Source organism: Streptomyces sp. NPDC058701 (assembly GCF_042715295.1).
Taxonomy (GTDB): domain Bacteria; phylum Actinomycetota; class Actinomycetes; order Streptomycetales; family Streptomycetaceae; genus Streptomyces.
Map to the genome: position 1 here is coordinate 261233 of NZ_JBHXSY010000002.1, position 22869 is coordinate 284101.

Here is a 22869-nt window from a genome sequence, read left to right on the forward strand (position 1 = left end):
AGCATGCAGGAGACGGGCACCGTCACGATGTACAGCACGACCTGGTGCGGCTACTGCCGCCGGCTGAAGAGCCAGATGGACCGTGAGGGCATCGCGTACAACGAGATCAACATCGAGCTCGACCCGGAGTCCGCCGCGTTCGTGGAGAAGGCCAACGGCGGCAACCAGACGGTTCCCACCGTGCTCGTGAAGTCCTCCGCCGGCAAGGAGTCCGTCATGACGAACCCGAGCCTGGCGCAGGTCAAGCAGGCCCTCGCCGTCTGAGCGCGCCCCGCGCCCACCAGAAAGGCCCCCGCCGAGGCGGGGGCCTTCTGCTGTGACGAAACTGCTGTGACGAACGTTACGGAGCCGCCGCCCCGGCCGGGCCGGGGCGGGCACCGGCTACGCGATCGGGCGCGGCAGCGGCTCCCCGTACCAGAGCTCGACGAGGCGCGCCGCGATGGAGATCCCCGACGGGGGCAGGACCTCGCCCTTCTCGATCGCCTCGCGCAGGTCGGCGCGCGAGAACCAGCGGGCCTCCTGGATCTCCTCGCCGTCCACCGTGATCTCGGAGGTGGTGGCGCGCGCCGTGAAGCCCAGCATCAGGCTGTACGGGAAGGGCCACGGCTGGCTCGCGACGTACGCGACGTCGCCGACCTTGACGCCCGCCTCCTCCCACACCTCGCGGACGACGGACTGCTCGATCGACTCGCCGGGCTCCACGAAGCCGGCCAGCGTCGAGAAGCGGCCCTCGGGCCAGTGCACCTGGCGGCCTAGCAGTGCACGGTCGTGCGCGTCCGTGACCAGCATGATCACGGCGGGGTCGGTGCGCGGGTAGTGCTCGGCGCCGCAGCCCGGGCAGCGGCGGATGTGCCCGGCGGCCGCGACCACCGTGCGTTCGCCGCAGCGGGAGCAGAACCGGTGCATGCGCTGCCAGTTCTCCAGCGCCACCGCGTGCACCATCAGACCGGCGTCGCGCTGGGACAGCAGCATCCCGGCCTCGCGCAGTCCGGCCGGGCGGGCCGACTGGTCGATGCGGCCCGGCAGCGAGTCCTTCTGCAGCGCGAAGTACCGTACGCCGTCCTCGTCGGTGCCCAGGAAGTAGCGGTGGGTCTCGGTGACCGGGGCCTCGAAGGCCGGGGTCATCACGATCGCGGTGCCGCCGTCGGGGGTGTCGTCGATCAGGACCTGGCCGCCGGAGACCACGAAGACGCGGGTGCTCGGGTGGCTCCAGGCCGCGGCGAGCCAGGCCTCGTCCAGGCGGTGGTGCGCCGCGCGGTCGATGCCGCTGGGTGCGGCGAGCGAGATCGGACGCTCGGGCTCGGTACGGGTGCTCACAGGTACTTCCAACTCCCCCGGTGGTAGGGCATGGCGGGCTCGGCAGGGCGGTGTGACGGGCGCCCGGCGGCGGGTGCGCCGGACGCCGTGCCGCGGACGGCGGGCTTCAGGCGGCGGGCCTCATACGGGTGTGCGGTGGGTGGCGGCCAGGTCGGCCCAGAGGTAGGCGGTCGTCTCGACGCCCTTGAGGAGGAGGTCCAGCTCGACCTTCTCGTTCGGGGCGTGCCAGCCGTCGGAGGGCACCGAGATGCCAAGGAAGAGGACGGGAGCACCCAGGACGTCCTGGAGGTCCGCGGCGGGCCCGGAGCCGCCCTCGCGGGTGAAGCGGACCTTCTGGCCGAACGCCCGGCCCATGGACCGCACGACCGACCGCAGCGCCGGGTGGTCCAGCGGGGTCAGGCACGGGCGGGTGGGGGCGCCGAAGGTGACGGAGTACCGGATCCCGTCCGGGACCCGCTCCTCCAGCCAGCGCTCGAAGGTGGTCTCCACCTCGTACGGGTCCTGCCCGGACACCAGGCGGAACGACAGCTTCACGTGGGCGGAGGCGGGCACGATCGTCTTGCCGCCGGGGCCCTGGTAGCCGCCGCCGATGCCGTTGACCTCGGCGGTCGGGCGGGCCCAGACGCGCTCCAGGGTGGTGTAGCCGGCCTCGCCGGCGGCCGCGTGGGACTTGGCCGTCCGCAGCCACTCGGACTCGTCGAAGGGGAGCTCCGCGATGAGTTCGCGCTCCGCGTCGGTCAGCTCGGCGATGCCGTCGTAGAAGCCGGGGAGGGTGACGCGCCCGTCCTCGTCGTGCAGCGCGGCGACGACGCGGGCGGCGACGGCGGCCGGGTTGGGCACGGCCCCGCCGAAGGCCCCGGAGTGGATGTCCTGGTCCGGGCCCTGGAAGTCGATCTCGCAGTCGGCGACGCCGCGCATGCCGGTGCAGACGGTGGGGGTCGTCTCGGACCACATGCCGGTGTCGGAGACGATCACGACGTCGGCGGCGAGTTCGGCGGCGCGGGCCTCGACCAGCTCGCGGAAGTGGACGGAGCCGGACTCCTCCTCGCCCTCCACGATCAGTTTGAGGTGCACGGCGGGGGCGGCGGCGCCGGTGGCGGCCAGGTGGGCCCGTACGCCGAGGGTGTGGAAGAACACCTGCCCCTTGTCGTCGGCGGCGCCGCGCCCGTACATCCGGCCGTCCTTGACCACCGGGTCGAACGGGTCGGTGTGCCAGCCGTCGGCGAGGGCCGCGGGCTGCACGTCGTGGTGCCCGTACACGAGGACGGTGGGGGCGTCCGGGTCCTCGCTCGGCCAGTGCGCGAAGACGGCCGGGGCGCCCGGGGTCTCCCAGACCTCGGCGACCGGGAAGCCGGTCTCCTTGAGCTTGGCGGCGAGCCATTCGGCGCTGCGGCGTACGTCGCCCGCGTGCTCGGGCTGCGCCGAGACGGAGGGGATGCGGAGCCACTCGGCGAGGTCGTCGAGGAAGGCGGCGCGGTGGGTCTCGATGTACGTGCGGACGACGCTGTCCGGCGGGCTGTCGCTCATGCCCACGAGCCTAGCCGTCCGCCTGGCGGTCACCGTCCGTGCCCGTTTTGCCTTGGAGGATCCGCTCAAGGCGGGCCCGGTCGGGGAGGTCGCGGGGCCGGATCACGCGGCCGCTGCGGACGTGCAGGAACACGGCGGCGACCCGGTCGAGGGGGGTGCCGGTGGCCTCCGCCCAGGCGAGGCGGTAGACGGCGAGCTGGAGGGGGTCGGCCTCGGTGGTGCGGCCGGTCTTCCAGTCGACGATCTCGTACGAGCCGTCGGGGTTCGCGTAGACGGCGTCGATCCGGCCCCGGATGACGCGGCCGGCCAGGGTGATCTGGACCGGGGCCTCCATGCGGTGCGGGGGCCGGTCGGCGTACGGGCTGCGCTCGAAGGCGGCCTTGAGGGAGGCGAGGTCGGCCTCGTCGGCGATCTCCTGGTCGGAGCCGGGCAGCTCGGTGGCGGGGTCCAGGACGTCGAGCATCGGCAGGGGGAGTTCGTCGAACCGGGACTCGACCCAGGCGTGGAACCGGGTGCCCTGGCGGGCGGCGGGCTGCGGCGGCTTGGGCATGGGGCGGGCGAGGTCGCGGGCGAAGCCCTGCTCGTCGGCGGCGAGCCGGAGCAGCTGGCTGGCGGACAGCGCGGAGGGCAGCTCGACGTCCCGTACGGCCGCGCGGGCACGGCGGAGCTCACCCTCCAGGGCGTCCAGGTCCCGGTCCCAGGAGGCGATGGCCCGGGCGTCCTCCGGGGTCGGGCGGCCCACGGCGGGGCCGGCGGACGGCTCGGCCGTGCCCCGGGACCCCGGCCGGTCGGCCCACGGCTCGGCTGCCCAGGGGTCGGCGGCCCGGGGGTCGGCGGCGGCCGGAGCCCCGGCCGGGACGGGGCCCGCGTCGCGGGGCCCGGCGGCCCACGGCTCGGTCGCCCAGGGGTCGGTCGCCCAGGGGTCGTCCGGGGCGACGGGCTCCGGTCCGGCGGGGAGCGCGGCGGACCCGCGGGCGCCGGCCTCCCACGGCTCGGTCGCCCAGGGGTCGTCCGCCCAGGGGTCCTCGGGGTGCGGCCGGGCGCCCGCGGAGGCGTACGGGTCGTCGGCGGCCGCGGGGGCGTGCGGGGCGGGGTCCGCCGACGGGGAGGCGTGCGGGTCGCCGTCGGGGGCGTGCGGGGCGGGGTCCGGCCACGGGGTCTCGTCGTCGGACGGGTCCTCGCAGTCCGGGGGCCAGAGGTACGGCTCCTCCCCGGCGGGCGCCGACGGCGGCGGGGCCGCCAGGTAGGACTCCACCAGCGAGGCCGCCGCGCGGCGCAGCCGCAGGGAGTCCCGGTCCAGCGGCAGCGGCCAGGAGTGGTCCGCCCCGGCCTCGCCGGCCAGCGCCGGGTTCTCCGCGCCGGCCTCGGGCTCGGGGGCCCAGGCCTCGATCTCCCCGTACCCGGCGGCGCAGTGCCCGTACAGCGCGGTCAGGAACTCGGACGGTCCGCGGCGCTTCTTCTGGGTCGGGCCCCACCAGTGGCCGGAGGCCAGGAGGAGGGAGCGCGGGCGGGTGAAGGCCACATAGCCGAGGCGGAGCTCCTCCACGGCCTTGTGGTCCTTCAGGGCGGCCTTGAAGGACTTCAGGCCGGCCGAGGTCCACGCCGGGTCCCCCGGCAGGGTGGGGGCGTCCCCGCGCAGCGCGTACGGGAGCACCTTGGCGTACGAGGTCCAGGACTCCGGCGGCTTCTCCTTGGGGAAGGAGCCCGCGCAGAGGTCGGGGACGACCACCACGTCCCATTCCAGTCCCTTGGACTTGTGGCCCGTCAGCACCTTCACCGTGTTCTCGCCGCCGGGCAGCGCGTGGTCCAGGCCCTTCTCGTACTGGGCGGCGGTCCGCAGGAAGGCGAGGAAGGCGAGCAGCGAGGCCTCGCCGTCCAGGGCGGCGAAGCCGGCGGCGACGTCCATGAAGTTCGACAGGGTCTCGCGGCGGCGGGCGGCCAGCGCGTGCGGGGACGCGGACAGCTCGACCTCCAGTCCGGTCGCCGTCAGCACCCGGTGCAGTACGTCCATCAGCGGGTCCGCGAGCGAGCGCCGCAGGTCGCGCAGCTCCTGGGCGAGGTGCGCGAAGCGGACCCGGGCCTCCGCCGAGAAGGGCAGGTCGTCGGGGGCCTGCCCGGCTCCGTCGAGGAACGTCTCCAGGGCGTCGGCCAGCGACACGATCTCGGCCGGGTCGACTCCTTCGACGGCGGCCGCGAGCCGCTCGTCGGCGTCCGTCCGCGGGCCGCCGGGGGCCCGGCCGATCAGCAGCCGCGCCCGCCGCCCCAGGAGGGCCAGGTCGCGCGCGCCGATCCGCCAGCGCGGGCCGACGAGGAGCCGGACGAGGGAGGCGTTGGCGCCGGGATCCTGGAGGACCTCGCAGACGGCGACCAGGTCGGCGACCTCGGGCAGGTGCAGGAGCCCGGAGAGGCCGACGACCTCGACGGGGACGTCCCGGTCCACCAGGACGGCCTGGATGCGCGCGAAGTCGCCGGCGGAGCGGCACAGCACGGCGATCTCCCGCGGCTGCGTCCCGGTGCGGACCAGGTGGGCGACGGAGTCGGCGAGCCAGTCCAGTTCCTCCGCGTGCGTGGGGAGGAGGGCGCAGCGGACGAGGCCGTCGCGCTCCGCGCCGGGTGCCGGGCGCAGCGCCTCGACGCCCTCGTGCATGGCCCGTAGCGGTGCGGCGAGGCCGTTGGCCAGCTCCAGCAGGCGTCCGCCGCTGCGCCGGTTCTCGCTGAGCGAGAAGCGGGTGGCGGGGCTCCCCCCGGCGTGCGGGAAGTGTTCGGGGAAGTCGTCGAGGTTGGCCACGGAGGCGCCGCGCCAGCCGTAGATCGCCTGGCAGGGGTCGCCGACGGCGGTCACGGCGTGCCCGCTGCCCGCGCCGAAGAGCCCCGACAGGAGCAGCCGCTGCGCGACGGAGGTGTCCTGGTACTCGTCGAGCAGGACCACCCGGAACTCTTCGCGCAGCAGCGCGCCCACCTCGGGCCGGGTGGTGGCGAGCCGCGCGGAGAGGGCTATCTGGTCGCTGAAGTCGAAGAGGTCGCGGGAGCGCTTGGCGGCGCGGTAGCGGGCGACTAGCTCCAGCAGTTCGAGGCGGCCGCGCACCGCCTCCGGCACCTTGCGCAGGTCCTCGTTGCTGAGCCTCGTTCCCGCGAGGGTGTCCAGCAGGGCGGTGTCCCAGGCGCGCAGCTCGGGTGGTTCGACCAGGTGCTCGGAGAGTTCCGCGTCGAGCGCGAGCAGGTCGCTGACCAGGTCGGGGACGGACTTGGTGAGCGAGGGGTAGGGGCCGGGGGCTTCGCGCAGCACCTTCGCGGCGAGCTGGAAGCGGGTGGCGTCGGCGAGCAGGCGGGAGCTGGGCTCCAGGCCGATGCGCAGGCCGTGGTCCTTCAGCAGCTGGCCGGCGAACGCGTGGTACGTGGAGATGCGCGGCTCGCCGCCGGCCGCGTCCGCGTCGGCCGGCGAGGGGTCCGGGTCGGTGATGCCGGCCCGGGCGAGGGCCTTGCGCACGCGCTCGGCGAGCTCGCCGGCGGCCTTGTTGGTGAAGGTCAGGCCGAGGACCTGTTCGGGGGCGACCGCGCCGGTGCCCACGAGCCAGACCACGCGGGCCGCCATGACGGTGGTCTTGCCGGAGCCGGCGCCCGCGACGATCACCTGGGGGGCGGGCGGGGCGGTGACGCAGGCCAGCTGTTCGGGCGTGAAGGGGATGCCGAGGAGCTCCTTGAGCTGCTCGGGGTCGGCGAGGACGGACGGGCGCGCGGACACGTGAAAAGGCTAGCCGCCCGCACCGACACTCCTCGCCGACCCGGTCTCCGGCCGGGCCCGGAGCCCGGGCTTCCCCGCTCCCCCCGCGGGTCCCGCGCCGCCCGGCGGGTCCCCCGCCGCCCGTGCCGTACGGCGTCACTCCGCGGTCGGCGTCACTCCACGGCGGCGTCACTCCGCGGTCGGCGTCACTCCACGGTCTGGCGGCCCTCCGGCCGGGCGCTGCACGAGCTGCGGAAGGAGCAGTGGTCGCAGTGGCGGCCGACGGCGGGCGCGAAGCGTTCGTCCAGGACCCGTCCGGCGGCGGTGGCCAGCAGGTCGCCGACCCATGCGCCGTCGAGCGGCTCCTGCGCCTGGACCTTGGGCACGGCGTCGCCGCCGTCCCGTACGGCCGCGCCCTGGCGGAGCTGGACCAGTTCGGCGCCGCCGGGCGGCGGGCGGCGGCCGTCGAAGACCTCGTCGACGGCGCCCTCGCGGACGGCGAGCTGGTAGACGGCGAGCTGGGGGTGGCGGGCCACCTCGTCCTTGGTGGGCGACGCCTTGCCGGTCTTGAAGTCGACGACGTACGCGCGCCCCTGCGGGTCCGCCTCGACGCGGTCCATGGAGCCCCGGATGCGGACGGCGTACTCGCCGGCGTCGAGGGTGACGTCGAACTCGTGCTCGGTGGCGACGGCCTCCCGGCCGCCCCGGTCGGTGGTGTGCCAGCGCAGGAAGCGCTCCAGCGCGGTGCGGGCGTTCTCCTTCTCCTGGGCCGACTTCCAGGGGGCGTCGAAGGCGAGGGCGTCCCAGACGGAGTCGAGGCGTTCCATCAGGACGGCGAGGTCGGCGGGGGTGCGGCCGGAGGCGACCTCGTCGGCCAGGACGTGGACGACGTTGCCGAAGCCCTGGGCGGCCGTGGAGGGGGCGTCGGCCTTGACTTCGCGGCCGAGGAACCACTGGAGGGAGCAGGTGTGGGCGAGCTGCTCCAAGGCGCTGCCGGACAGGGCGACGGGCCGGTCCCGGTCGCGGAGCGGGACGGCGCTGCGGGTGGGCTCGTACAGGCCCCACCAGCGCTGCGGGTGCGCGGCGGGGACGAGCGGGCGGTCCTCGTCGTCGGTCAGCGCGGCGAGCCGGGCGAGGCGGCGGGCGGCCGCGTCGCGCAGGGCGGGCGAGGCCCCGGGGTCGACGGTGGTGGCGCGGAGCTCGGCGACGAGCGCCGGGACGGCGAGGGGCCGGCGGGGACGGCCGGTGACGTCCTTGGGCGGTACGCCGAGCTCGGTGAGGAACCGGGAGGGCTGGTCGCCGTCCTCGGCGGGGGCCTTGACGGCGGTGACGACGAGGCGCTCCCGGGCGCGGGTGGCCGCGACGTAGAAGAGCCGGCGCTCCTCGGCGAGCAGGGCGCCGGGGGTGAGGGGCTCGGCGAGGCCGTCGCGGCCGATGCGGTCGGCCTCCAGCAGGGAGCCGCGGCGGCGCAGGTCGGGCCACAGGCCTTCCTGGACTCCGGCGACGACGACCAGGGACCACTCCAGGCCCTTGGAGCGGTGGGCGGTCATCAGGCGGACCGCGTCGGAGCGGACCGCGCGGCCGGTGAGGGTGTCGGCGGCGATGTCCTCGGCTTCGAGCTGTTCGAGGAAGTTGAGGGCGCCGCGGCCGCCGGTGCGCTCCTCGGCGCGGGCGGCGGTGTCGAACAGGGCGCAGACGGCGTCGAGGTCGCGGTCGGCGTTGCGGCCGGCCGCGCCGCCGCGGCGGGCGTTCCGCTCCAGGCGCTGCGGCCAGGGGGTGCCGTCCCAGAGGGCCCAGAGGGCCTCTTCGGCGGTACCGCCGCCCTGGAGCAGTTCGCGGGCCTTGCGCAGGAGCAGGCCGAGGCGCTGGGCGCCGCGGGCGTAGGCGGGGTCGTGTGCGGTGAGCCGCTCGGGCTCGGCGAGGGCGCGGGCGAGCAGGACGTCGGAGGGCGCGGGCACCTTGACGCCGGCGGCGCGCTCCTCGTCGCGCAGAGCCCGGCCGAGGCGGCGGAGGTCGGCGGCGTCCATGCCGCCGAGCGGCGAGGCGAGCAGCGCGAGGGCCGCCTCGACCCCGACCCACCCCTCGCCCGCCGGGTCACCGGCGGTGGGCCCGGTGCCGGGATCCGGGTCCGCCCCGGGGTCCGGCTCCGCACCCGCGGTGGGTTCCGCGTCGGCCCCCGCCACCGCGTCGCCGGACGGCCGGTCCGGCGCCGGGTCCGCGGCGCGGGACGCCGGGACGGTCCCGACGGCGGCCGACTCCGCAGCCGTCGGCTCCGCGGCCGTCAGGTCCACGGCCGTCAGGTCCGCGGCGGAGGCGGTCGGCTCGGGGGCGGGCTCGGCGGGTGTGCCCGGCAGCGGGCGCCCGGTTCCGTCGGCGGCGGCTCCGGGGACGAGCGCCGCCACCGCCGTCTCCGGCGCGTCGACGGGCGCCGGGTCCGGGGCGGCAGCGGGGGGCGGGCCCGCGCCGGCGTCCAGATCCGTCACGGGGGTCGGCGCCGGGTCGGGGTCCCGGTCCGGTTCCGCCGCGCGGGGGGACGGGAGGGGGGCCGGGGTGGCGGCCGTGGCCGCGGTGCGCAGGGCCGTCAGCAGGGGTGCGACCGCCGGTTCGTGCCGCAGGGGGGAGCCCGAGGCGTCCGTCTCGGTCGGGACCCCCGCCGTGTTCAGGGCGCGCCGCATCGCCGGGAGGCTGCGGCCGCCGGAGCGGACCAGGACCGCCATGTCCTGCCACGGCACCCCGTCCTCCAGGTGGGCCCGGCGCAGGACGTCGGCGATGTTGTCCAGCTCCGCCCCGGCGGTGGGGTACGTGTACACCTCGACCCGGCCGCCCTCCCGTACGGGCGTCAGCGCCCGGTGGGCCTTCACCGCGGCCGACGGCAGCCGCGGCACCGGCATGCGCGTGGTGAGCAGCCGGGTGGCCGCCAGCAGGGCCGAGCCCGAGCGGCGGCCCACCGTCAGCGCGCGGACCTGCGCGCCCGGGAAGGCCGACTCGAAGTCGAGGACGTTGTTGATGTCGGCGCCGCGGAACGCGTAGATCGACTGGTCGGGGTCGCCGAAGGCGACCAGCGTGCCCCCGGGGCCGGTCAGCGCCCGCAGCAGGCGCAGCTGCGAGGCGTCCGTGTCCTGGTACTCGTCCACGAGGATCACGTCGTACGCGGAGGCGAGCGCCGGGGTGCGCTCGGCGAGGAGGACCGCGCGGTGGAGGAGCTCGGCGTAGTCCAGCGTGCCCTGCATGTCCAGGACGTCCAGGTACTCGGAGAGGAAGGCCGCCGCCGCCTTCCAGTCCGGGCGCCCGATCCGGGTCGCGAAGGAGTCGAGGGCGGCCGGGCCCAGGCCCAGCTCGCGAGCGCGGGCCAGCACCGCGCGGACCTCGTCGGCGAAGCCGCGCGTGGTCAGCGCGGCCCGCAGGTCGTCGGGCCAGCGGATGGACCGGATCCGGCGCTGGCCCTCCAGCAGGGTGCGGACCATCACGTCCTGCTCGGGGCCGGACAGCAGCCGCAGCGGGTCGGCGAAGAGGTCGGCGTCCTGGTGGGCGCGGACCAGGCCGTAGCAGAAGGAGTGGAAGGTGGTGGCCTGCGGCGCCCGCGCGCCGCCGAGCCGCACGGCGGCCCGGTCGCGGAGTTCGACCGCGGCCTTGCGGCTGAAGGTGAGGATCAGGACGCGGGACGGGTCGGTTCCCGCCTCCACGCGGGCGGCGACCGACTCGACCAGCGTGGTGGTCTTCCCGGTGCCGGGTCCGGCCAGGACCAGCAGGGGGCCGCCGGCGTGGTCAACCACCGCGCGCTGCGCTGCGTCCAGAACAGGGGGATCCACCCGTTCCGGCCCGGTGCGCACGAGGCGGTACGCGTCGGGGGTCCGCGTGCGCCGCCGTGCGGTGCGGTCGGAGGAAGAGGTGATCACGTGAGCTGCCGGTCCTGGTGGGTCTGCGGGTGGTACGGGGTTCGCGGTGCCCGTCCCGGGCGGGCGGTCCGCGCGGTGCGGCGGCGCCGCGGGGGTCCCCGCGGCGGCTGCCGCGACACCCGCCGCGACGGCCCCGGCCGGGGCCGAAGGGGCAACGCTACGTCAACCGCGTGCCCCCGCGCAGTTCCTCCGCGTCCCCCGTACGGGCCTTCGCACGGGCGCTCGACCGCCCGTCCGGGCCGCGCATGGCCGAAGCTGTCAGGTGTGAGCCTCGTCGCGCTTGTCGTCCCGTCCGGGGTCCGGGCTCCCGTCCCAGCGCGCCCGGCGCATGTCCAGCCGGAACCCTCCGCCGGCCGTCGGACGCAGCGGCGTGGCCTCGGCCCGGTAGTGCTCCAGGGCGCGCCGCTCGCTCCCCGGGAGCGGCACGCCGTCCGCCCGCACCACGCGCCACCAGGGCACGGCTCCCCCGTACAGGGCCATGACGCGCCCGACTTGGCGGGGGCCGCCCTCGCCGAGCCACTCGGCGACGTCGCCGTACGTCATCACCCGGCCGGGCGGAATCCGCTCGGCCGCCTCCAGTACGCGCTCCGCGTAGGCGGGCAGTTCCTCGCTCATCCGGCCCATAGTGCAGCACGTCGGACGCCCCTCCGCGGAAGATTGGGTTCCGCACCGGCGCGCACCCTGATGCCCCGCGCTCCCGTCGGTCCGTGCCACCATCTTCCGGGCGGTGACTGGTGATACGTGATCAAGAAGAGACGGAAGTGACGACGAAGGAGCAGGGTGTGAGCCCTCCGGACGGCGCGGATCCAGACGATGGCGCGCGCCCGGACGAGGGTCCCGCCCCGCGCCCCGGCCGACCGCGCCCGGACCGCTGGGAGCCGGACCACCGCCGTCCGAACGGCGACCGCGAGAGCGAGGGGCCGGACGCCGGCGACGGCCGCGAGGGCCCGGCGGGCCCCGGGGCCCCCGTGGCCTCGGGCGAGCCCGGCGGCGACCCGGCCCGCGCCCCCGACGCCAGCTCCGCCCCCGCCCCCGGCTCCGCCTCCGGTGACGAGCCGGAGGGCCCGCACGGCCACGCCCCGACGGAGGCCGACCGCGTCGAGGTCGACGAACCGCTGCTCGCTGCCCGCGTCCACCGCCCCTCCGACCTCGTACGGCTCCTCGTCGGCATCCTCGGCATCGCCGTCGTGCTCGGCATCTCCGCCTTCGCCCACGGCACGACCGCCGGCCTGCAGGCCGACATCAAGGAGGGCACGGGCGCGGCGCCGGACCTGCTGATCAAGGTCGCGGCCCTGGTGTCGAGCATCGCCGTGCTCCTGCTGCCCGTGGCCTTCGCCATCGAGCGGCTGATCAAGCGCGACGGGCTGCGCATCGCCGACGGCGTGCTCGCCGCCGTCCTCGCGCACGGGGTGACGCTCGCCACCGACCTGTGGGTCTCCCAGGCCGCCCCCGGCACCATCCAGGAGGCGCTGACCCGGCCCGCCGGGGTCGGCGGGGCCCTCACCGACCCGGTGCACGGCTACCTCGCGCCCGTGATCGCGTACATGACCGCCGTCGGGATGACGCGCAGACCCCGCTGGCGGGTCGCCCTGTGGGTGGTCCTGCTGCTCGACGCGTTCACGATGCTGGTCGGCGGCTACACCACCCCCTTCTCGATCATCCTGACGGTGCTGCTCGGCTGGAGCGTCGCGTACGGAACGCTGTACGCGGTCGGCTCGCCCAACGTCCGGCCCACCGGCCATACCCTCCTCGCGGGACTGCGCCGGGTCGGGTTCCGCCCGGTCAGCGCGATGCGCGCGGACCAGGGTGACGGCGCCGAGGCGAGCGAGGTCAGCGACCGGGGCCGGCGCTACCACGTCACCCTGGAGGACGGTGCGCCCCTCGACGTCACCGTCGTCGACCGCGAGCAGCAGGCCCAGGGCTTCTTCTACCGGGTCTGGCGCCGGCTCACCCTGCGCGGCATCACCACGCGGCGCAGCCTGCAGTCCCTGCGCCAGGCGCTGGAGCAGGAGGCGCTGCTCGCGTACGCGGCCATCGCGGCCGGGGCGAACGCGCCGAAGCTGATCGCCACCTCCGAGCTGGGCCCGGACGCCGTGATGCTCGTCTACGAGCACCTGGGCGGCCGGACCCTGGACTCCCTCCCCGACGAGGAGATCACCGACGAGCTGAGCCGCAACGCGTGGGAACAGGTACGGGCCCTGCAGTCGCGGCGGATCGCGCACCGGAGGCTCACCGGTGACGCCCTCGTGGTGGATCGTTCCGGCAACGTCATCCTGACCGACCTGCGGGGCGGTGAGATCGCCGCCGGCGACCTGGTGCTCCGGATGGACATCGCGCAGCTGCTGACCACGCTCGGCCTGCGGGTCGGCGCGGAGCGGTCGGTGGCCTCGGCGGTGTCGGTGCTCGGCCCGGACGCGGTGGCGGACTGCCTGCCGCTGCTCCAGTCGATCGCGCTGAGCCGCTCCACCCGGTCCACGCTGCGCAGGCTGGCCCGGGAGCGGGCGGACCGGGAGCGGGAGGCCGTACTGGAGTCCTCGCGGGCGGCGAAGGCGGCCCGCGAGGCGGACGCCGCGTCGACGTCCGCCTCCGCCGACCGCAAGGCCGAGAAGCGGGCGCTGGACGACGCGCTGGACGGGGCGCGGGAGGAGGACCTGCTGAGCCAGATCCGCCAGCAGGTGCTGCTGATCCGCCCGCAGGCCCCCGTGGAGCCGGCCCGGCTGGAGCGGATCCGGCCGCGCACGCTGGTGTCGTTCATCGCGGGCGCGTTCGGCGCGTACTTCCTGCTGACCCAGCTGGCCCACGTGGAGTTCGGGACGATCGTCGGCGAGGCGCAGTGGGGCTGGGTCGGGACGGCGATGGCCTTCTCGGTGCTGACCTACTTCGCCGCGGCGATGAGCCTGCTGGGCTTCGTGCCGGAGCGGGTGCCGTTCCTGCGGACGGTCGTGGCCCAGGTGGCCGGGTCGTTCGTGAAGCTGGTGGCTCCGGCGGCGGTCGGCGGTGTCGCGCTGAACACCCGGTTCCTGCAGCGGGCGGGGGTGCGGCCCGGGCTCGCGGTCGCGAGCGTCGGCGCCTCGCAGCTGTTCGGGCTGGCCAGCCACATCCTGCTGCTGCTGTCGTTCGGCTACCTCACCGGCACCGAGAAGACCCCGGAGATGACCCCGTCCCGGACGGTGATCGCGGGTCTGCTGACGGTGGCGGTGCTGGTGCTGGTGGTGACGGCGGTCCCGTTCATGCGGAAGTTCGTGGTGACGCGGGTGCGGGCGCTGTTCGCGGGCGTGGTGCCGCGCATGCTGGACGTGCTCCAGCGGCCGCAGAAGCTGGTGACGGGCATCGGCGGGATGCTGCTGCTGACGGGGTGCTTCGTGATGTGCCTGGACGCGTCGATCCGCGCGTTCGGGGGCGGCCAGGACATCAGCTACGCGAGCATCGCGGTGGTGTTCCTCGCGGGCAACGCCCTCGGGTCCGCGGCGCCGACGCCGGGCGGCATCGGCGCGGTGGAGACCACGCTGACGCTGGGACTGATCGCCGCGGGGCTGGACAAGGAAGTCGCGATCTCGGCGGTGCTGCTGTTCCGGCTGATGACGTTCTGGCTGCCGGTGCTGCCGGGGTGGATCTCGTTCAACTTCCTGACGCGCAAGGAGGCCATCTAGCCTCCCGGCCGGGGCGCCGGTATCCGGGGGCCCGGCCTCCCGGGCCCCGGCCTCCGGACCCCGGCGCGGGCAAGCCCCGGGGCTGCGCCCCGGACCCCCTACGGCGCTGCGCGCCGCGCCTCGAACGCCGACGGGGCTGAAATCGGCACCGCCCGCTCGGGCCTTGGCGGCGGCGGGGGCCGCATCCAGCCCCGCCGGCGTGCGAGGCGCGGGGTTCGGGGCGGCGCTCCGGAGCGCCGTAGCCCGGCGGGTCAGAAGGCGAGGGGCAGGGTCAGGAGGAGGGCCGCCGAGCAGGCGAGTTCGACCGCTCCGACCACGGGGACCCGCAGGCCCCGGCCCGGGAGGGCGGCGGCGCGGGCCAGGTAGGCGGCAAAGGGCGGGGCCAGCCAGGGCGAGAGGCAGGCGGCCACCACCAGGGCTGCCGCGTGGTAGACGACCGAACCCCGGCGGTGGCGGCGCGAGTTCCGTTCCCGGATCATCGTCTTCACGTACGGGACCGTCCCCGCGAAGTACAGCAGGCAGGCCAGCGCCGGCGCCCATGCGGCGCCCGTCGCACCCCCGCCCAGCCGCTGCGCGACCAGCAGCATCCCGCACGCCGGGACCACCGCCGCCAGACCGTTGACCAGGGCCCGTTCGCGGCCGCGCAGCGCGTGGTACGTGTTCACCGCCACGAAGGGCGCGGCCGGCAGGGCCGCCACGGCCAGCCACGGGTGCGCCACCGCGAGCGGGAGCGCCGCCGCCGCGAAGGCCGCGCCGAAGACCACGGCCGGCCTGCCGTGCCGCCGGGCGGAGCGCAGTCCGCGCGCGTGCAGCCGGAGCCACTGCTGGGCGTGGAACACCGCGACGTACCCGAGCAGCCAGGCCGCGAACAGCGGCGCGTGCGCCCACCCAGGCCGCGGGGCGAGCAGGGTGCCCGCGAGGAACGGCACGGCCAGCATGGCCCACGCACCGTGCTGGTCCGGGAGCCAGGTGTACCCCCCTCGGCGGCGCCCGCTCCGCGGTTCGCTTCCGCCCCCGTACCTGCCCCCGTACCCGCTCCCGCTCTCGCTCCCGCGGCCGCTCTCGCCACCGTCCGCCGCCCCTTGCGCCCGACCCCCGGTATGGGGAACTCCATCGCGCAATTACCCGCCGCCCTCTGCGCATTGGGCCCTCCCGGCCTGGCATCCACCCGACCCGGAAAAGAGCGGAAGGAAGTCATGCCCGCATGGGACCTTTGTCACCGCTTTGACCCGTTTCACGGGCGTAGCGTCAGGAGCGGGTCCTCTCGTCCGGACCGCCACTCCTTTCTTCTCCGGCCTGGAGGGTCGCCTTGCACGAGCGTCAGGGACATCACGACGCGGTCGATTCGCTCATCAGGGCGGGCAGCTTCCTCACCCGCGCCGAAGTCTCCGGGGACCTGCGCACGGTCCACCACAAGGGCGGCAACCTCGACCTCGGTGACACCGTCCCCCGGCTCACCCTCCTCGGGGAGGGCGGGAGCGCCGAGATCGTCCTGCCGCGCTTCGAGGACGACGAGCGCGGCGGGACCGTGCGCCGCGGCGTGCCCGTGCGCCGGCTCGGCGGCCGCCTCGTCACCACCGTCTTCGACCTGATGCTCGCCCAGTACGGGGTCGGCCGCGAGGGCCTGCCCGGCGAGTGGCCCACGGGGTACGAGGACGCGAGCCAGCCCGGCACGCCGGCTGGCAGGAGTCCCTGACCTCGGTGCCGGCCGCCCAGGCCGCCCGCGTGGCGCGGGAGTTCGCGCGGACCGCCGAGGAGTCCGGGGGCCGCTGCATGATCCTGATGGGGGCGGGCACGAACCACTGGTTCCACTCCGAGACCATCTACCGCTCCTTCCTGGCCCTGCTCACCCTCACCGGCTGCCAGGGCCGCAACGGCGGCGGCCGGGGCCACTACGTCGGCCAGGAGAAGTGCCGGCCGGTCACCGGCTGGGCCACCCTCGCCGCCACCTCCGACTGGTCGCGGCCGCCGCGCCAGATGATCGGCGCGGCCTGGTTCTACCTGCACACCGACCAGTGGCGCTACGACACCCGCCGGCCGACGCCCTGGCCTCCCCGCTCGCCGGGGGCGCCTTCGAGGGCATGACCGGCTCGGACTGCCTGGCCGCGAGCGCCCGGATGGGCTGGATGCCCTCGTACCCGTCCTTCGACCGCAATCCGCTGGAGCTCGGCGAGGCCGAGGACCCGGTGGCCCGTGCCGTCGAGCAGTTGAAGAGCGGCGAGCTCGGCTTCGCCGGCGAGGACCCGGACGCGGTGGTCCTCGCCCTTCCGGCCTTCGCGGCGGCGGAGCTGCTGCGCCCGCACGCGCCGCTCGCCGAGGCCGAGCTGTCCGGCATCGCGCACGCCTCGACCGCGGTCGTCACCATGGCGTTCTCCCGGTCCCGGGCCCCCTTCCTCCCCGGGGGCAACAGCTTCCTGGTCCCGCCCGTGGACGGGCACACCCTGAAGGCCGCCTCCTTCCTGTCCAACAAGTGGGCGTGGCTGCACGCCGCCGCACCCGACACCTTCGTCCTGCGGGCCTCCATCGGCCGGATCGGCGAGGACGACCTCCTGGCCCGCCCCGACCGGCACCTGGTCCGCTCCGCGATCGCCGAACTCCACCACGCCGTCGGCCCGATGGGCGAGCCCCTGGCCGCCCGGGTGACCCGCTGGGACCGCGGCCTGCCCCAGTACGGCGTCGGCCACCGCGACCGCGTCGCCCGCATCCGCGAGGCGGTCTCCGAGCTCCCCGGGCTGGCCCTGTGCGGGGCGGCGTACGAGGGCGTGGGCGTGGCGGCCTGCGTGGCGACGGGCCGGGCCGCCGCCCGGCAGCTGCTCCCCGCACACTGATCCGCGACCGCCCGCCGGGAACCCCCGTTCGGGTCATCGCGGGGGCGGGCTCGGCGAAGCGCGCACAGGATGGGCGCATGTCGAGAAACGCCTTGCGGGCCACCGCTGCCGCCGCCCTCGCCGCCGCGCTGCTCAGCACCAGTGCCTGTTCCGACAGCGGCGACGGGGAGAAAACGAAGGCCGACGGCGCCAAGGATGCCGAACCCCTCAAGTGGGGCGAGTGCGAGGCCCCGACCCCCGCCGAGGGCGGCGGGGCGGCACCGGGCAAGGACTGGCAGTGCGCCACCCTCGACGTCCCCCTGGACTACGCCCGGCCCGAGGGGGAGACGATCCCGCTCGCGCTGATCCGCGCGAAGGCGCGCGACCAGAAGAACCGGCTCGGCTCCCTCGTCTTCAACTTCGGCGGCCCCGGCGGCTCCGGCATCACCACCCTCCCGGGTGCCGCCAAGGAGTACGAGGCTCTGCGCGCCCGGTACGACCTGGTGAGCTTCGACCCCCGCGGGGTGGGCCGCAGCGCCCCCGTCCGCTGCCAGGACGACAAGCAGCTGGACGCGTACTACGCCCAGGACTCCTCGCCGGCCACGCCGGAGCAGGAGAAGGCGTTCGTCGACAACATCAGGAAGTACCAGCAGGCCTGCGAGACGAACTCCGCGAAGGTCCTCCCGCACGTCGGCACCTCCAACGCCGCCCGCGACCTGGACCGCGTCCGCCAGGCCCTGGGCGACGAGAAGCTCAACTACTTCGGCATCTCCTACGGCACCGAGCTCGGCGGGGTCTACGCCCACCTCTTCCCCAAGAACGTCGGCCGGGCCGTCTTCGACGCCGTCGTGGACCCGACGAAGACCTCGGAGGAGGGGGCCCTGGGCCAGGCCGAGGGCTTCCAGCTCGCCCTCGGCAACTTCGCGCAGGACTGCGTGGACCGCGGCGACGCCTGCCAGCTCCAGGGCAGCACCGCCAAGGAGATCGAGGAGAACGTCATCGCGCTCCAGAAGTCGCTGGCCGCGAAGCCGATCGCGGGCATCGGCGACCGGATGCTCACCGAGAGCGCCGCCACCAACGGCATCGCCCAGGCCCTGTACTCGAAGGAGCTGTGGCCCCTGCTGGAACAGGGCCTGGACGAGGCGGGCGGCGGCCAGGGCCAGCTGCTGATGGCCCTCTCGGACGCCCTCAACGGCCGTGACCAGGAAGGCCGTTACAGCAACATCGGCGCCGCGAACACCGCGATCAACTGCGCGGACTCCAAGGCGCGCTACACCCTGGCGCAGACCAAGGCCAAGCTCCCGGGGTTCCGCGCGGCCTCGCCCGTCTTCGGGGACTTCCTGGGCTGGGCGATGATGGGCTGCACCGACTGGCCCGTCCCGGGCGCCTGGGAGACCCCGGACGTGTCCGCCCCGGGATCGGCTCCGATCCTGGTGATCGGCAACACCGGCGACCCGGCCACCCCGTACGAGGGCGCCCGCAAGATGGTGGAGCGCCTCGGCCCCGGCGTCGGTGTGGAACTCACGTACAAGGGCGAGGGCCACGGCGCCTACAACAGCGGCGACGCGTGCGTGCAGAAGGCCGTGAACGCGTACCTGCTGGACGGGAAGACCCCGCCGGCCGGCACCGTGTGCACCGCGGCCCCGGACCCCACGGGAACCCCCGTCGCCCCGCAGCAGCCGCAGAGCGGCTGACCGGTCCGGGTACGCCGCGGGGGCCGTACGGCGCTTCGAGCGCGGTACGGCCCCCGCGGATCACCGGGTGCGGTCGGGCCTAGTAGACCGGCTTGTCCGGTTCGATCTGGTGGACCCAGCCGATGACGCCGCCGCCGACGTGCACCGCGTCCGAGAAGCCCGCGGACTTCAGGACCGCGAGGACTTCCGCACTGCGGACACCCGTCTTGCAGTGCAAGACGATGCGCTTGTCCTGGGGCAGGTCCTGGAGGGCCGTGCCCATCAGGAACTCGCCCTTGGGGATCAGCTTGGCGCCGGGGATCGAGACGATCTCGTACTCGTTGACCTCGCGGACGTCGATGATCTCGATCGGCTCGTCGGTGTCGATCCACTCCTTGAGCTGCTTGGGAGTGATCGTCGAGCCGGCGGCCGCCTCCTGGGCCTCCTCCGACACGACGCCGCAGAAGGCCTCGTAGTCGATGAGCTCGGTGACGGTCGCGTTCGGACCGCAGACCGCGCAGTCGGGGTCCTTTCGGACCTTGACCTGGCGGTACTGCATCTCCAGCGCGTCGTAGATCATCAGACGGCCGACCAGCGACTCGCCGACGCCCGTGAGGACCTTGATGGCCTCGGTGACCTGGATGGACCCGATGGACGCGCAGAGCACGCCCAGTACGCCGCCCTCGGCGCAGCTCGGGACCATGCCCGGCGGGGGCGGCTCGGGGTAGAGGCAGCGGTAGCACGGGCCGTGCTCGGACCAGAAGACCGAGGCCTGGCCGTCGAAACGGTAGATCGAGCCCCACACGTACGGCTTGTTCAGCAGCACGCAGGCGTCGTTGACCAGGTAGCGCGTGGCGAAGTTGTCCGTGCCGTCGACGATGAGGTCGTACTGGCTGAAGATGTCCATCACGTTCTCGGCTTCGAGCCGCTCTTCGTGGAGGACCACGTTCACGTACGGGTTGATGCCCAGCACGCTGTCGCGGGCCGACGCGGCCTTGGAACGGCCGATGTCCGCCTGGCTGTGGATGATCTGGCGCTGCAGGTTCGACTCGTCGACCTCGTCGAACTCCACGATGCCCAGCGTGCCGACGCCGGCCGCGGCCAGGTACATGAGGGCGGGCGAGCCGAGGCCGCCCGCGCCCACGGCCAGCACCTTGGCGTTCTTCAGGCGCTTCTGGCCGTCCATCCCGACATCCGGGATGATCAGGTGGCGGGAGTACCGACGGACCTCGTCAACGGTGAGCTCAGCAGCTGGCTCTACCAGGGGTGGCAGCGACACGGGGACTCCGTAGATGTGAACGTCTGAACGGTGGTTCTCTCCGTAACACTGCCACGCCCTCCTTCATTCCGAGACACCCGGTCCGATCCGCGAGACGATTTCGTCCCAGTAACCGGGCATCGAGGCCCACGGATCCCGGGCCGGCGTGCCGCGCCGGTCCGTGAACCAGACGGTCGCGGCCCCCTGCCAGCGTGCGATCCGCGTCGCCTCCTCCAGGTGCGTGCGGGGCACGCCGTGGACGAGGTGGCAGAACCGCTCCGGCGGGTGGTCGGCGGTCCACTCCGCGACCTGGGACCAGCGGTAGTCGGCCCAGGCCCCGGAGAAGGTGACCAGCTGGTCGGCGGCCTCCACGTAGCCCTCGCACGGGTGCGTGCCCTGTCCTAACACGATCAGCACGTCCTCGCCGAGCCCGCGCAGGGCGTCCGACACCCGGCGCACCGCGGCCAGTTCGGCCGGTCCGGACGGGGCCTGCGCCAGGTAGAAGCCGCCCACCCCGTACCAGTCGCGGAAGCGGTGGGCGTCGGAGACCAGCTCCCCGAAGGACCGCTTCCCGGCCCGCATCGCGAGATGCCCGAGGACCGTGCCGCCCGAGCGGCGGAGTTTCACGGCGGCCTCGGTGCAGTGCGGATCGGGGCGTCCGCCGGGACCGTCGGCGACGTTGAGCACCGCCCAGTGCAGTGGGGTGCCGGGGCGGGTCAGTTCGGCCCATTCGACCGGCGCCAGGAGCGGGTGCGCGTAGCCGGGGATGCCGAGGCCCAGGCGGCCGGCCTCGGTCCCCTCGGCCAGCGCGGCCCCCGGCGGCGTGGTCAGATGCGGCACGCCGCCTCCATCCAGATGTCCGCGAGGGATTCCTCCAGGTTGATCCGCGGCCGCCAGCCGAGCCGGTCGCGGGCCGTGCGCACGTCGGCCTGCTGCCAGGCCCCGCAGCCGTCCGGGTACGGGTACGGCTGGGGCGCCTGCGCGGCGAGCTGTTCGGCCGTCGCCTCGGAGCGGGGGGATCCGATGGCGGCGAGGCCGGACGGCCGGCCGGGGTGGGCGTGCGCCTGCGGGACGCCGTGCGGGACGTCCAGCTCGTGCAGGGCGCCCCCGTATCCGGCGACCCGGGCCAGGACGGCGGCCGCGTCGCGCAGCCGGACCGCGCGGCCGGTGCCGATGTTGACGACGCCCTGGGCGGCGGAGAGGGAGGCGGCGTGCACGGCGCGCGCCACGTCCCGTACGTCCACGAAGTCGCGCTGCACGCCGAGCCCGCTGAGCTTGAGCTCGCCGTCCCCGGACTGCATCGCGCGGCGCATGGCCTCGGCGAGGCGGCCGAGCGGGGAGCCGGCCGGGGTGCCGGGGCCGACGGGCGAGAAGACCCGCAGGACGACGGCGTCCAGTCCGGAGCCGAGCACCAGCTCGGTGGCGGCCAGCTTGCTGACTCCGTACGGTCCGCCGGGTCTCGGCACGGCGTCCTCGGCCGTGGACGATCCGGGCTGGCTGGGACCGTACTCGGCGGCGCAGCCTAGCTGGACCAGGCGGGCGCCGCAGCCGCTGCGGCGCAGGGACTCGCAGATGGTGGCGACGGCGACGGTGTTGTGCCGGGTGAGCTCGCGGGCGCCGCCGCGGGTGGCGCCGGCGCAGTTGACGACGACGCCCGGGTGGACGGCGTCGAGGAAACGGGTGAGCGCGCCGGGGCTGCCGGTGGCGAGGTCGAAGCGGACGTCGGCGTCGTCGCCGCGGCCGAGCGCGGTGAGCTGGACGGCCGGGTCGGCGAGCAGCCGGTCGGCGACGTAGCGGCCGAGGTATCCGTTGGCACCGATCAGCAGCACCCTCATCGCGTGGCCCCTTGGTTGGTTGGCTGGCCGGTCATGTCCTGTGTCTCCTTGCGGGTGGGTGGATGGGGCGGGGACAGGGGTACGCGCTCCGGCGTCGGCTCCGAAGTGCGGGGTCCGTCACGGGGACGGGGTTCAGGGCCGCGCATGGGCGGACGCGCGGGACAGGGCGAGGAAGGCGTGTACGAGGAGCCCCGCCGCGGCGGCGACCGCCGCGGCCGGGACCGGGACCAGGGCGAGTACCAGCGCGGCCGCGACGGGCCGCCGGTCGGCGCCGTGCCGCAGCAGCATCCGGGCCAGGAACAGCAGCACCGCGAGCGGTACGGCCGCGGCGAGGCCGGCCCCGGCGAGTGCGGCGGTCCCGGCGGCGGCCGCGGTGAACACCGCCGCGCTCCCGACGAGCAGGGGCCGGGCCCGGTCGGCGAACTCCCCGAGGCTCCGGCTCCCCGCCAGCCGGGCCCGGGCCCGGGCGGCGAACGCGGCCGCCACCAGGTGTCCGGGGGCCACGGCCAGCGCGAGCGCGACGGCGAGGGCCGGGCCGTGGCGGTGGGCGGCCCAGCCGACGACGGCCGCGGCGAGCAGGTGCGCGGTGACGGGGAAACGGCCGGTGGCGCGCCCGGGCCACACCAGGGCGGCCACGGCGGCGGCCCCCGCGGCGGCCCCCGTCCAGGACTGCCCGGCGCCGGCCGCGCCGAGGGCGAGCGCCCCGGGCAGCAGTGCGAGGCCGAAGCCGCGCAGGGCCCGGGGGCCGGCGGCGGAGCCGGCCGGGAGCGGCCCGGCGGCGGGTGCGGCGGCCTCGCCCCGGGGGGCACGGGCGTACAGCTCCTCGGCGAGCGAGAAGACGTCCCGGTGGCGGAACCGGGCTGCGGTCCGGTCGGTGACGCCGTGGGCTTCGAGCCCGGCGGCGATCTCCAGCGGGTCGACGGCCCGTTCGCACAGGTCCCGGTGGCGGTGCAGGAGCGCCTTGACGGGATCCCCGCCGGACCGCCGCCGCCCGGGGGCGGGGGCCGGGGCGGGCGCCGGGGCAGGGCGCGGCGCGTGCTCCGGCGCGGCCACCGCGTCCGGCCGCGGCACGAACAACCCGTCAGTTACGAACAGCCCGTCCGGCACGGACACCGCATCGGCACCCGCCACGAACAGCCCGTCCGGCACGGACACCGCATCGGCACCCGCCACGAACAGCCCGTC

13 protein-coding genes and 1 pseudogene are annotated in these 22869 nt (G+C 75.5%); 4 read left to right on the forward strand and 10 right to left on the reverse strand.

Annotated elements, in window-relative coordinates; genetic code table 11:
* Positions 1-3 precede the first annotated feature (3 nt).
* Positions 4-264, forward strand: a complete 261-nt coding sequence (locus tag ACFWW8_RS03040; RefSeq protein WP_267718075.1) for a mycoredoxin — start codon at positions 4-6, stop codon at positions 262-264.
* A 117-nt stretch (positions 265-381) separates the two neighbouring features.
* Here ACFWW8_RS03040 and nudC read toward each other — a convergent pair whose 3' ends face one another.
* The 5 genes from nudC to ACFWW8_RS03065 form a co-directional block, all read right to left on the reverse strand.
* Positions 382-1329 (reverse strand): NAD(+) diphosphatase, encoded by a 948-nt coding sequence (nudC, locus tag ACFWW8_RS03045; RefSeq protein ID WP_386522740.1) that lies wholly within the window; start codon positions 1327-1329, stop codon positions 382-384.
* 108 nt (positions 1330-1437) lie between these two features.
* Positions 1438-2844, reverse strand: a complete 1407-nt coding sequence (locus tag ACFWW8_RS03050) for a dipeptidase (RefSeq protein ID WP_386522743.1) — start codon at positions 2842-2844, stop codon at positions 1438-1440.
* A 10-nt stretch (positions 2845-2854) separates the two neighbouring features.
* Positions 2855-6586, reverse strand: a complete 3732-nt coding sequence (locus ACFWW8_RS03055; protein ID WP_386522746.1) for a UvrD-helicase domain-containing protein — start codon at positions 6584-6586, stop codon at positions 2855-2857.
* Positions 6587-6771: 185 nt separating this feature from the next.
* A complete protein-coding gene (locus ACFWW8_RS03060) occupies positions 6772-10461 on the reverse strand; it encodes a UvrD-helicase domain-containing protein (protein WP_386522748.1) in 3690 nt (1229 codons plus the stop codon).
* Positions 10462-10719: 258 nt separating this feature from the next.
* A complete protein-coding gene (locus tag ACFWW8_RS03065) occupies positions 10720-11085 on the reverse strand; it encodes an MGMT family protein (protein ID WP_386522750.1) in 366 nt (121 codons plus the stop codon).
* Between the two features lie 158 nt (positions 11086-11243).
* On the opposite strand from ACFWW8_RS03065, the gene ACFWW8_RS03070 reads away from it, so the two are divergent.
* Complete coding sequence (locus ACFWW8_RS03070) at positions 11244-14111, forward strand: flippase-like domain-containing protein (protein WP_386522752.1); 2868 nt, start codon at positions 11244-11246, stop codon at positions 14109-14111.
* Between the two features lie 251 nt (positions 14112-14362).
* Here the strand turns inward: ACFWW8_RS03070 and ACFWW8_RS03075 are convergent, their stop codons facing one another.
* Positions 14363-15232 carry a YwiC-like family protein gene (locus tag ACFWW8_RS03075; RefSeq protein WP_386522755.1) on the reverse strand — a complete coding sequence of 290 codons (870 nt, stop codon included), beginning with the start codon at positions 15230-15232 and terminating at the stop codon, positions 14363-14365.
* Between the two features lie 302 nt (positions 15233-15534).
* Between ACFWW8_RS03075 and ACFWW8_RS03080 the strand changes: the two are divergent.
* A pseudogene (locus tag ACFWW8_RS03080) lies at positions 15535-16363 on the forward strand (nitrate reductase subunit alpha); the annotation flags it as partial.
* Between the two features lie 653 nt (positions 16364-17016).
* A complete protein-coding gene (locus tag ACFWW8_RS03085) occupies positions 17017-18612 on the forward strand; it encodes an alpha/beta hydrolase (protein WP_386522758.1) in 1596 nt (531 codons plus the stop codon).
* A gap of 79 nt (positions 18613-18691) precedes the next feature.
* Here ACFWW8_RS03085 and moeZ read toward each other — a convergent pair whose 3' ends face one another.
* The 4 genes from moeZ to ACFWW8_RS03105 form a co-directional block, all read right to left on the reverse strand.
* Positions 18692-19870, reverse strand: coding sequence for an adenylyltransferase/sulfurtransferase MoeZ (gene moeZ, locus ACFWW8_RS03090; RefSeq protein ID WP_386522760.1), 1179 nt, complete (start codon positions 19868-19870; stop codon positions 18692-18694).
* A gap of 63 nt (positions 19871-19933) precedes the next feature.
* Positions 19934-20689: a spherulation-specific family 4 protein gene (locus ACFWW8_RS03095; protein ID WP_386522763.1), complete on the reverse strand. Its 756-nt coding sequence runs from the start codon at positions 20687-20689 to the stop codon at positions 19934-19936.
* The gene (locus ACFWW8_RS03100) at positions 20677-21684 is read right to left on the reverse strand and encodes an NAD-dependent epimerase/dehydratase (protein WP_386522766.1); all 1008 of its coding nucleotides are present in this window, start codon (positions 21682-21684) and stop codon (positions 20677-20679) included. The genes ACFWW8_RS03095 and ACFWW8_RS03100 overlap by 13 nt, the downstream gene beginning before the upstream one ends.
* 132 nt (positions 21685-21816) lie before the next feature.
* Positions 21817-22869: hypothetical protein (locus ACFWW8_RS03105; protein ID WP_386522768.1), on the reverse strand; the 1053-nt coding region annotated here is incomplete at its 5' end.

Bases quoted from the DNA above. Each gene is read 5' to 3' on its own strand.
- ACFWW8_RS03040 (WP_267718075.1), top strand. From the start codon at position 4: ATGCAGGAGACGGGCACCGTCACGATGTACAGCACGACCTGGTGCGGC.
- ACFWW8_RS03050 (WP_386522743.1), bottom strand. From the start codon at position 2,844: ATGAGCGACAGCCCGCCGGACAGCGTCGTCCGCACGTACATCGAGACC.
- ACFWW8_RS03065 (WP_386522750.1), bottom strand. From the start codon at position 11,085: ATGGGCCGGATGAGCGAGGAACTGCCCGCCTACGCGGAGCGCGTACTG.
- ACFWW8_RS03085 (WP_386522758.1), top strand. From the start codon at position 17,017: ATGTCGAGAAACGCCTTGCGGGCCACCGCTGCCGCCGCCCTCGCCGCC.
- ACFWW8_RS03100 (WP_386522766.1), bottom strand. From the start codon at position 21,684: ATGAGGGTGCTGCTGATCGGTGCCAACGGATACCTCGGCCGCTACGTC.